13 protein-coding genes are annotated in these 11,006 nt (G+C 33.6%); 2 read left to right on the forward strand and 11 right to left on the reverse strand.

Annotated elements, in window-relative coordinates; all coding sequences use genetic code 11:
• Positions 1-92, forward strand: a 92-nt coding sequence (locus ACVLVH_RS23915; RefSeq protein WP_498950430.1) for an IS3 family transposase, incomplete at its 5' end; no start/stop codon positions are given.
• Between the two features lie 162 nt (positions 93-254).
• Here ACVLVH_RS23915 and ACVLVH_RS23920 read toward each other — a convergent pair.
• From ACVLVH_RS23920 to ACVLVH_RS23965, 10 genes are all read right to left on the reverse strand, one after another.
• Entirely contained in the window at positions 255-1,313 is a 1,059-nt protein-coding gene (locus ACVLVH_RS23920) for an EscU/YscU/HrcU family type III secretion system export apparatus switch protein (protein WP_498950409.1), read from the reverse strand.
• Positions 1,314-1,321: 8 nt separating this feature from the next.
• On the reverse strand, positions 1,322-2,113 hold the full coding sequence (locus ACVLVH_RS23925) for an EscT/YscT/HrcT family type III secretion system export apparatus protein (RefSeq protein ID WP_498950411.1): 792 nt from the start codon (positions 2,111-2,113) through the stop codon (positions 1,322-1,324).
• Between the two features lies 1 nt (position 2,114).
• Positions 2,115-2,375 (reverse strand): type III secretion system export apparatus subunit SctS, encoded by a 261-nt coding sequence (gene sctS, locus ACVLVH_RS23930; RefSeq protein WP_498950413.1) that lies wholly within the window; start codon positions 2,373-2,375, stop codon positions 2,115-2,117.
• A gap of 3 nt (positions 2,376-2,378) precedes the next feature.
• On the reverse strand, positions 2,379-3,035 hold the full coding sequence (sctR, locus tag ACVLVH_RS23935) for a type III secretion system export apparatus subunit SctR (RefSeq protein ID WP_498950415.1): 657 nt from the start codon (positions 3,033-3,035) through the stop codon (positions 2,379-2,381).
• Between the two features lie 8 nt (positions 3,036-3,043).
• Positions 3,044-4,174, reverse strand: a complete 1,131-nt coding sequence (locus ACVLVH_RS23940) for a hypothetical protein (protein ID WP_498950417.1) — start codon at positions 4,172-4,174, stop codon at positions 3,044-3,046.
• Positions 4,175-4,236: 62 nt separating this feature from the next.
• A complete protein-coding gene (locus tag ACVLVH_RS23945) occupies positions 4,237-4,404 on the reverse strand; it encodes a hypothetical protein (RefSeq protein WP_498950419.1) in 168 nt (55 codons plus the stop codon).
• A gap of 216 nt (positions 4,405-4,620) precedes the next feature.
• Positions 4,621-5,982: a FliI/YscN family ATPase gene (locus ACVLVH_RS23950; protein ID WP_498950420.1), complete on the reverse strand. Its 1,362-nt coding sequence runs from the start codon at positions 5,980-5,982 to the stop codon at positions 4,621-4,623.
• The gene (locus ACVLVH_RS23955; protein WP_498950422.1) at positions 5,972-6,808 is read right to left on the reverse strand and encodes an FHA domain-containing protein; all 837 of its coding nucleotides are present in this window, start codon (positions 6,806-6,808) and stop codon (positions 5,972-5,974) included. Before ACVLVH_RS23955 ends, ACVLVH_RS23950 begins: the two co-directional genes overlap by 11 nt.
• Before the next feature lie 23 nt (positions 6,809-6,831).
• On the reverse strand, positions 6,832-8,922 hold the full coding sequence (gene sctV / locus ACVLVH_RS23960) for a type III secretion system export apparatus subunit SctV (RefSeq protein ID WP_498950424.1): 2,091 nt from the start codon (positions 8,920-8,922) through the stop codon (positions 6,832-6,834).
• A 24-nt stretch (positions 8,923-8,946) separates the two neighbouring features.
• Entirely contained in the window at positions 8,947-9,960 is a 1,014-nt protein-coding gene (locus ACVLVH_RS23965; RefSeq protein WP_498950426.1) for an HrpJ domain-containing protein, read from the reverse strand.
• A gap of 210 nt (positions 9,961-10,170) precedes the next feature.
• On the opposite strand from ACVLVH_RS23965, the gene ACVLVH_RS23970 reads away from it, so the two are divergent.
• Entirely contained in the window at positions 10,171-10,701 is a 531-nt protein-coding gene (locus tag ACVLVH_RS23970) for an RNA polymerase sigma factor (protein WP_498950428.1), read from the forward strand.
• Positions 10,702-10,914: 213 nt separating this feature from the next.
• Here ACVLVH_RS23970 and ACVLVH_RS23975 read toward each other — a convergent pair.
• A partial coding sequence (locus ACVLVH_RS23975; protein WP_498950430.1) for an IS3 family transposase occupies positions 10,915-11,006 on the reverse strand: 92 nt, incomplete at its 5' end.

Raw genomic sequence — 11,006 nt, forward strand, 5'->3', positions numbered from 1 at the left:
ATTATATCGAGTGTGATTACAATCGGTGGCGCCGCCACAGTGCCTGTGGCGGTCTCAGTCCCGAACAATTTGAAAACCAGAACTTCACTTAGGGCTGTGTCCACGTTACGTGGGTAGGATCATATATTCCATTCACAGCAGAGCGGTGTAATCCTGTGTTTGTGGTTTAGCGATTGCAATCGCGACGTGAACTTTTTTGTGGTGGTTTAGCTCCGCCAGCGATATCACAAAAAAGGAAAGCTTCTTTATTGAGATTAAACTTTAGAGCGAGAAACCCTTTGTTTTATTAGGTTTCTATAAACGCGCCCAACTGAAATCAATTCTTCTCTTGGGATATATGAATTAAGAGGGGTTGATAAATAAAGAGAGCGAGTGAGCTTTATGTTTTTTATAACAGGTTTTGAAAGTGAATGAGCTTTACGAATTAACAGTCTTGCCTCGTAACCTTCTTTTTTTAAAATAACCTTAGGTAGAGGGGTAATTCCATTTACATAAAGCAGTCCAATAGCATAATGTGTTGGGTTAATTAAAATCACATCAGCATCCTCTAAGGAGTAATCATATGTGTCATCATTATCACTAGTAGAAGATAACTCAAAGGCAAGTGAGCGCCTGTAGCTTTTAAATAAAGGATCACCATCACTATCCTTCATTTCTTTTTTTAACTCACTTAGAGACATCTTCTGCTTTTTTATGAAAAAGTGCTTCTGTAATAAAAAATCCAAAAAACTAAAAAAAAACAAACCACCAATAATAAAGCGAACTGTATCAATCAACACGTCAACCACATTGAAAATAACGTAGGATTTCTGACGAAGAGCATTATTGAAATTAATTAAGTTGTACTTAACGCTTAAAAATAAAATAAGAAAGACCATGGTAGTTTTTAATATTGACATGAAGAGGGTGGAGAAGTTAAGCGTAGAGAACATTTTTTTAAATTGTCCAATAGGATTAATAAAATTAAACTTAGGAGTCAGTGCTGCGAATGAAAAAAGCGGTCCAAATTGAAACCAGCCGGAAAATATTCTAACAACTGGAGGAATAAGTAGCAAGGGAATGAATAAAGCCGCTACTGAATAAATGGTGGCGCGGATAATGTGAGCGATAGTAAACTGATTATCTATGAAAAGGATGACTGTCTGAAAATTAATTGAAAAATGATAGAATACATATTTGAAAAAAAATGTGAATGCCTCAAAGAAAATTATGAGGATAATGATTTTATGGAGCTCCTGAGTTTGAGATACTTCGCCTTTACTTCTTGATTTTTTGAGTTTAGTGGGGGTAGGTAATTCAGTTTTTTGTTCCAATAAAAACCTCAGATTGTTTTAAATATTACAGAGGATAAGTCAGCTAGCTTGGATAGTTCATATTCAATGCTAAAAATGGTGTCTGTTAAAAATAAATAAATGAATAGCAATCCGCACAAACATTTAAGAGGGCTGGTTACTAAAGTTGATTGAAGTTGCGGCGTGAAAACATTTAAAACACCAATTGAAATATCAAAAATGAGAAGAAAAAGGATGTAGGGGAGTGAGTATATCAATAAATAAGTGAAATTCCTTTTCAATACCCCCATGAAAACCTCTCGCCAGTTATCTAAATGAGAAAAGTTAAATTCCAGAGGGCTGATGAAATAATAGCTGTCTGATATGAAAATCAATATATTAATCAAGGAGTCATTTAAAAAGAAAACTAAAATTACAAGATTCTTATAAAGTTGGCTAAAATTTGTGATTTCGGTTTGTAAAATAGAATTATTGATTTGCCCTCCCATTAAAACGCCCATTTGATTGTCAATTAAAGCACCTACACTTTCAAAAAGCCAGAATGGCATAGTAAATAAAAGTCCAATAAAAAAACCAATTGCAAACTCTTTTAATATTAAAAAGAACAAGAAATTTAACTCAAGTCCACGCGTAGATAAAGTCGACATCAAAGATGGATAAATGAAAAATGAAAAGACAAGAACTATGCAAGCTCTTATCCTTCCTTTTATTGAACCAAATAGAAAAGCTGGGATTAAGAAAAAACAAGGGTAAACTCTAGCGACTACTATAACAAATGATATTAAAGAGTCTTGAATAGCAAAATTTATTATGGATATCATACTATAATCGCGGCAATGAAAGGAAATTAAATGATTCAATTGTGAAATTAACTAAACCAGTGCTAATCCATGAAGAAGTGATAAAAAGTAAGGTGGCAACAGAAAATATTTTCAAGGCGAAAGGTAGGGTTTGGTCTTGTAATTGCATGGCAGCCTGAACCAAAGATATGAGTATTCCGACAATAACTGTAGAAATCAAAAACGGTGCGGAAATTTCTACAGTCAACCATAGTGCCCGCTTAGTAAAATAAACAATATCCATAGTTTATATGTATGAATAAAAGAGGTTGTTAAGAAGTCTATTCCAGCCATCAACTGAAATGAACAATAAGATCTTTAATGGTAATGACACTGTCATTGGAGATACCATCTGCATGCCTAATGCCATGAGTATGTTAGAGACTAATAAGTCTACGATTAAGAAAGGAATGAAGATAACAAATCCTATTTTGAACGCGTTTTGTAATTCTGAAACTACAAATGAGGGCAACACAATAAGAACACTTTGTTCATCGACCTGTGAAGACATTGATGAGGGCCAAAGATCGATTGACTTTCTAAGAAAGCTACTAATAACATCCGGATCGGCGTGTTTAATCATAAATCGTACCAAAGGTTCTATAATACCAGAAAGGGATTCTGAAGCATTCGCAATTGAATCAAATACTATCGTGTTAGAGGAGTATATTTTATATGTTTCAGAGTAATAAGGAGCCATGATAAATGCAGTCGCAACTAATGACATTCCATACAGAACTAAATTAGGTGGCACTTGCTGCACACCAAGAGCATTTCGTGTCAGTATTAATACTATTGATATTTTTAAAAAACAAGTGCTGATTACCAGAAGTAACGGGATAAGGGAAGCGATTGAAAGAATCAATAATAAAGACAAAGGTTGGGGTATTGAATAATTTTCCATTGGTAGATTTAAGACTCTTTTGAATGATTGAGTAAAACATTATTAACGAGGAAGCATAATTTTTCATCTACGTTAATTAACTCTCCATCTGCTATTATTTGTTCCTTGTAAAATAATTTAGCATCGTTAGGTGTAAAGGCAGTAGGTGTTAAAATAGAACCCTGAGACAAATGCAGTAAATCAGGGTAAGGCATGCTTAAATCCCCACATCGAATATGCAAATCTAATTTAATATCATTGGGTTTCAATCTAATATTTAAATTTACTTCTTCTTTCTCGATGAAATCATAATTATCGGCAACCTCAATATTAGGTTGCAACATAAAAGTAGAATCAGAAACCATCTGTTCAATAGTGTCTGATACATTTTCATCAGGTACGCTTAAAGTGATATTATCAGTCATGTTTTGAATACTCTTAATGGTAAAAAAAAGGTTGTTATTATTGCAGGAAATTCGCACCTTAACAGTTTTTGAACCTACATATATACAGCCTTCGCCAGATGTTTTAAATAAAGGGATGGTAGGGACTAGGATTTCACCAGGACATAAATTATAAATTTGCTCCATAGTTAAGTAGCATTTGGCTAACGTTATTGGCATTCGGTAGTTAAATTCATAATTTTTTGGTTTTACTTTTTTCCATACAGATGAATTCACCAGAAGAAAGATTGTATTAAGAGACGCTTTTAGTTTGAAATGATAACAATCCTTATCATCTTGAATCGTTAGCTTGGTAGTAATAAAATAACGATGGATATGCGATTTATCATTTTCCTGATCGGTTATTTTTAAGAAGCCAAATAAAACTTTAAACTCATTAATGAGATTGTAGTTGAACAAATCCCAGAAAAAATCCTCCTCGGATGCAAAAGAGATATCAATTGGTGCAGGGTAGCTTGACATAAAGTTCAACAAAAATTGAGCATTATTGATTTCTATGGTTCCATAACTTGATTCTAACAAAGAATAATCCGAAGACATGTATTTATCAGCTAAATTTAACGTTATTTTGTATGTTTCATTATTACTAGCGAAATTAAAAAAAAGGCCACTTCCAATTTTATTACGAATAATCCTTTCTTTTTCCGATATAGATTTTATATTCCTGGTTGTTTTGCTTTTACTTTCTGTGTTCATAGAATATCCTAAGCTAGTAAGATTGCAGCTAAGTAAAGTTATTTAATAAATTCAAAAGCATATCAGTTTTTGTCTCTAGCTTGATTGCTCTTTTTTTTTTCTTTAATCTTTATTTCAAGTGCAGTGATTTCATTTTCACAAAGCGATATTGCCTTCAAGGCAATAATGGTTTCTCTTTTGATTTTGGCAATTGCGTTTTGATGTGTTAATAATTCTTCAATTGTAACCATGCATTTTTGTTTATACTTGCACTTTAGGTCATTCGATGTACCAATTAGATAGTGGTAACTATTTCTTTTAAGCGTTAATTCTGCTCTCATATTTATTAATTTTGACTCATTTTCACTTACCTTGGCTCCCAGTATGGTGACTTTATTTCTATTGAGTAAAACTAAAGTCTTAATAAGTGATTGGTCGTTTTGAGCATTTGTGTTGACATTTTTGATTTATTTAGTCTCCAAGTATAACTCATCTAATAAATTAAGCGTCTGAGAAAACTTTTCAGATGTTCCCATTTCTTGGCAAGAAAAGTCTCTAATATGATTTTTCATTCTTATCGATAAGTCTAATTCTAGGTTGTTTCCAGATTTATATTCACCAAGCCTGAAAAGAATTTCATTCTCATTCCATATTGATAACAAAGATTTAATTTTGTTTGACTTAGTCATATGATCTTTACTTGCTATATTATTCATAATTCTGCTAAGGCTTGATAATACATCTATTGCAGGAAAATGATTTAGTGCTGCTAATTTACTCGACAGAACAATGTGGCCATCAACTAATGATCGAATTTCATCAGCAATAGGATCATGATCAATATCTTTCTCTAAAAGTATTGTGTAAAAGGCCGAAATACTGCCATTTTTACGTTTACCTGCACGTTCTAACAATCTTGGTATAAGAGGATATACAGAGGGAGGATAACCATTTTGACCTGCTGGTTCTCCTAATGAGAGCCCAATTTCACGTTGCGCCCTTACAAAACGGGTTATTGAGTCAAGCAACAAAACAACATGCAGGTCTTTTTTCATAAAACCTTCAGCAATTGACGTTGCGGTATAAGCGGCTCTAACTCTCTCCATGCTACTACTGGCAGATGTCGAGCAAACGAGAACGGCTTTTCCTCGTGTATTTTGATCGATTTCATTCTCCCAAAAATGTTTGACTTCTCTACCGCGCTCCCCAATAAGCCCTATTACAATCACATCGCAATTAATATTGCGTGCTAATTCAGCAATCAGTGAAGTTTTACCGCAACCGGGGCCTGCAAAAATGCCAACACGCTGTCCTACACCTAATGTTAAAAGCCCGTCGATGGCGCGAATACCTGTTATTAAGGGTTCAGATATCTCTTCACGTTCTAATGGGGATATTTCATTATCCATTACTTTTAAGTGTTCATCATGATTTTCTATTGAGAAAGCCTCATGTCCACCTCTTGTTAAAGAGCGACCAAAACCATCTAGTATATTCCCAAGTAAATCATTTGATACTTTAACTCTATGCGGGGTTTTCATTGGCTCAATAATATCATTTTTTGATATGCCATCTAAATACCCTAGAGCAGACAAGGTTGCTTTTGATTTATCTAATCTCACTATTTCAGATAGAATTTCACTTCCATCACTTTTTTTTATTTTACAGAGTTCTCCAACTCTACCGTTTGGGACATTACACTCAATCATTCCACTTTTCACACTAAGTATTTTTGATTGTGTCTTAATAGGATCTGAATTGATTAGTGAAAGGTGTTTTTTTCTAATGTTAAATATTTCTTTTTTTATTTTTTTCAATTTACCATCCAATCGAAATTTCAACATTTCCGCTAAATGAAACATGATCTGATGATACGGATAATAATTTAACTCCTAGAACCTCATCGCCTACAAATAAAAACCCCCCAGAGTCGGTGATAATATAAGGCATAGGGGAGTTTGAGATCTGTCTAATTTTAAAAGGCAATTTATTTTCAACCTCAATGACATTGTTATTTACTTTATTTTCGAAATGATAGTTATCATCTAAATAATTAAGCAGCCTTTTTAATTTTTTATAATCCTTCCCCTCTAAATTACCATGAATCTCAATTTTCCTGTCGTTGTCAATTTTTATTGCACGGACATTCAAATTTCTGGAGGTTAACATATCGGTTAATATTTCTTCTTCTGTTTTAGAATCATGTAGTGCTACCACGTTCTCTTTTTTTAAACTACTTGAAGAGTCTGATGTATCATGTGTGGGGCCTGCTACTTGCCAAGTGATAAAAACGATGATGCTTACAAGAAGTAAAAATGCGCCTAAAAAATCGATGGAATTAAATCTTTTTCTTTGAACATGTTCACCAATCTGGAATTTCTTCCATAAATTATTTGAGTCAGTTACCACCAACCAAACACATTCAACTTTAAAAGGAATGTCATGCTTTATCTCTTCCTGATGATTAATTGAGTTGCCTTCATAAATTAGCACCCATCCATTTTCATTTCTTACTAAAGTTGCATGTTTTTTATGTATGCCGACATCCTTTAAACTCAAGCAGCAGGTATGACCTTCACCTATTGTCCATTCAGTCCCGATTAAAGGAAGTGCAGTGCCTTGATGTAATCCTGTTAAGACCCTTAGTTCAAACATCTAATTTATCTCATGTTTTTATACTATTCTTTGAAATCAAATGTAATGCTTTCCACAATGTTTATCTTGATATCATTAGTTAGTTCAGGAAATGATAACACTGCTATTTCATTAAAATCATTTTCAATAACCCTCCTAAAAGGCAACCTAATTTCTTGCGAAACAATAAATACCAATTTCAAGCTGGTTTCATTTGATGCAATATCTTTTATGGTGTTTTTTATACTTAATATTTTGTCTGCTGAAAGAGAAAGATAGGCATTGCTGCTTGAAATCCTTAGTGCTGATTTTAAGTACTCTTCATCCTCAGACGACAAAAGCCATGCGTTAATTACGTTATTTTCAATATACTGCTGGCAAATTTGTTTTCTTATTTTCAATCTCACTAAGTTGGTTAATAATAATGGGTCCTGTTCATATAAACCATGTTCAATCAAAGCGTCGCTGATCATTTTGAATGACCTGAGGGAAACTCTTTCTGATGCTAAGTTCTGAAGAATTGTTGTAATTAATACTATCGGTAGCATACGTTGCAGCTCATTCGATATCTCAGGCTTTTCAATCTCAAGCCATGAAATAAATGCCTTCGTTTCTTGCAGGCCGATAAAAGCACTACTTGTCTTATATAAAACATCCTCTATTCTTTTACTGTAAAGTTCTTTTGCGCTTATTTGTTTACATTCAACCTCAGGTAATTGGCCGGACTTTTTATCACACCAAATAATATCGTCTTCTTTTCTGGATTCCTTACCCGGAAACATATCTTCTTTGTTTAAATCTGCGATGTGTCTTTTGTCAATAGCAACCAACTTATCGCTATAAGTCGCCTTAATCTCAGGAACTTCATTAATGTAAAAGCAAAACTCATCAGTTTCTACTTCTTCACTGTACTCAATAGTAAATGCAGGTAACGTCAATCCTGAATTATAAACGAGTGAATTCCTTATTTTTCTTAAGTCCTCAATGACGTTATTAGTTATTTCCTTATCCTTCATGCTTTCATGAAACATAATGATGTAGGGGACGACTAAATGAAATGACTTCAAGTCTTCTTTGCCATTATTCGCAGGGTTAATTTCCATTAAAGTTATCTCATTTATATTATCACCCTCCTTTTTGAAAGGGGAGTATATTTTAACTATCCCAACAATAAACAGAGATATGGATATACTTACAAATGTCACACCAGGTAAACCTGGAATTATAGCGAATATTAACATTGCCAATGATGTTAGCATAATGGGATTGGGCCGTAAGAAAAGCTGATTGACAATGTCGTCACCCAACCCCTTTATCGTATCTTGTCCATTTTCGGAAACTTTTGTTATTATTAGACCGGCTGATATTGATATTAATAACGCTGGGATTTGCGAAATTAATCCATCTCCCACTGTTTGCTTTGAATAAATGTCGATGGCATTTCCAAAGCTTAATTCGTTATATAGAATCCCTATGCTTATCCCACCAAATAAATTTACAAAAAGTATCACTATCCCTGCGATTGAATCGCCTTTGACAAATTTTATTGCACCGTCCATTGCTCCATATAATTGACTTTCTTTTGAAAGTTCACTACGTAAATCTCTGGCTTGGGAGGCTGTGAGCAACCCTGCACGTAAATCACTATCAATTGACATTTGCTTTCCAGGCAAAGCATCTAAGGTAAATCGTGCAGCAACTTCAGCTACCCTTTCCGCTCCCTTAGTTATGACTAAGAAATTAACAATTGTTAAAATAAAAAATATAACTAGTCCAACTACAATATTACCGCCAATCACAAATTCGCCAAATGCTCCTACTATTTCCCCTGCATCACCTTGAGTCAATATTTGTCTGGTTGTAGCAATTGATAGCGCTAAGCGGAAAATAGTTGTTATAAGTAACACACTTGGAAAGCTTGAGAAAGATATCGCTCGAGGTAAAAACATTGCTAGCATGATTAAAAGTGAGGAAATACCAATGCTTATACTTATCAAAATATCAATTAGTGCTAAAGGGAGAGGGATTATCAACATAAAAATTATCAAAAATATGAATATAGATCCCAGCATTTCATATTTTTGTTTTAAATTCAATATTGTTCCAAATGATTTTTTTTCATTTAATTTATTCAAATGCCACTCCATCAAGAATCTTATTTAGTCAACTTTACATAGCTCACTTATTGATTGACTTATATTAATGCCATCATTCCACATCCAAAGAGGTAAGTCTCTCAGTATTTTAACGACATTGTTAACGTAATTACTTTTAATAAGTGACTCTTGAGTTTGTTTGTTGGTAAATTTGCATTCTGCATTTTGCATACTACTGCCTGATATTACGCTCAAAATAAAAATGGTTATATCTAACGGTGAAACCTTATTAATCGTCTCATTACATTCTTTATTTACCATTTTTATACAATCTATGTGGATGGTGTTTATTATAATCACTTCATGAAGTTTTTTTTGCATTAATCTTATTGTTGACGTTGCAACTGAAGGTATGAAAGAAACCAAATCATCTGACAATGCATGCTGCAAAATTTTTATTGTTTTGGTGATTTCTTCAGTGCCAAATTCTTTTGAAATTTTGAGCATGATCGCCAAGCTTGTTTCATTTAATTTTATGTTTACATAGTAAAACTCCCTGATTTTTTTTCTGACGTCTTTGTTTTTTGTATGAATTGATATTGCTTTCGCAGTATTCAGTGATGCAATTAGTTCATCTTGATACTTGCTTTCTAATTCACTGTATAACTTACTTGCTTTCTCAGAAATAAAACTATCGCTATTTTTTATAAAGTGTTTAAGTAATACACCACATTCACCAATATCACTATTAATTTCTTTTATTAAGGATTCAATTGCCTGCTCGCGTTTTTTCTCTAACTCAATGTATAGTTCATTCATCCTCCGGTTATTATCTTCTTGATTTTCTGAACTTATGATTAACATCAATTCACTAATGCCATTAATCCCGTTCTTTGACTTTGCTTTATATTTTTTTATTTCATTGCAACCTGTTTCTTTATTCAGTAATGGCCTGAAGAATGAGGTTTTTGCTGATTCATTTTCATCTAAGCGCTCTTTTTTCTTTAAAAGGCTATTTTCTTCGATGATTTTAAGTTCAACATGAAATTTTTTCGTATTGCATTCATTAATATTCATTAAATCATCCTCAATCACTGTTAATTTGTAACCTTAAATTAAACATAGTTCCCTTTGCTTTGTTCTTTACAAAAAAAAATATTTGTTTGCATAAGTTTTCATTCAGATTGTGAGCTTGTAGGATTGTTCCTAACTTCGATGTTTAAGAAATTTTTATGAAACGCCACCCCTACAAACTGCACATATAGTTCATCAAGACAAGGAGTTGTGATGATGAGTAACTTTAATGTTAGTGACAGTGCCATTGAAAGTAAGCAAGTTGACTGGGAAAGTTTTTATGAAGAAACGAATAAGAAACTTTATTATTTTATTCGAAAAAAAGTCTCAAACATCGATGATGCAGAAGATATTTTACAATCTACCTATCTTGAAGCTATCAAATCCATTAGTAATTTTTCTTCAGACTCTCGGTTAGATACCTGGGTCTTTGGTATTGCGTTAAACATTATAAGAAATCACTACAGAAAACGCTCTGGTTTTATCAGCATTGATACTATGAATGATAGTGATGAGGAGTCTCAATTATATGACCCAGGTCCTGATATGAGTTTTGAATACACAGACAGACTCAAAAAAGTTTTCAGCCGGCTTACTAACATACCTCCTGATATGCAGGATATTATAATCTTAACATCTTTTAATGAATATGATTACCACTCCGTCTCCAAAATATGCCACATTCCAATTGGCACCGTTCGATCTCGACTTTTTAGAGCAAGGAAATTGTTAAGGAAAGCTTAGGCTTAGTTTTTTATATGCACAATGACAAGGTTGTTCATGGTTGTGAAATAGCGTTCAGGCATCAGATAGCTGCCGCTATATCTTCTGCTTCATCCCGTTGCTCACACTATTCCTGCTCCAATTTCACCACCGCGATTAGCGTCATCATCGATACAAACTAGATAATTAAAACGTTGCCTTGTGTGATCCTACCCACGTAACGTGGACACGGCCCTAAGTGAAGTTCTGGTTTTCAAATTGTTCGGGACTGAGACCGCCACAGGCACTGTGGCGGCGCCACCGATTGTAATCACACTCGATATAAT

This window comes from Kluyvera sp. 1366 (assembly GCF_054823405.1).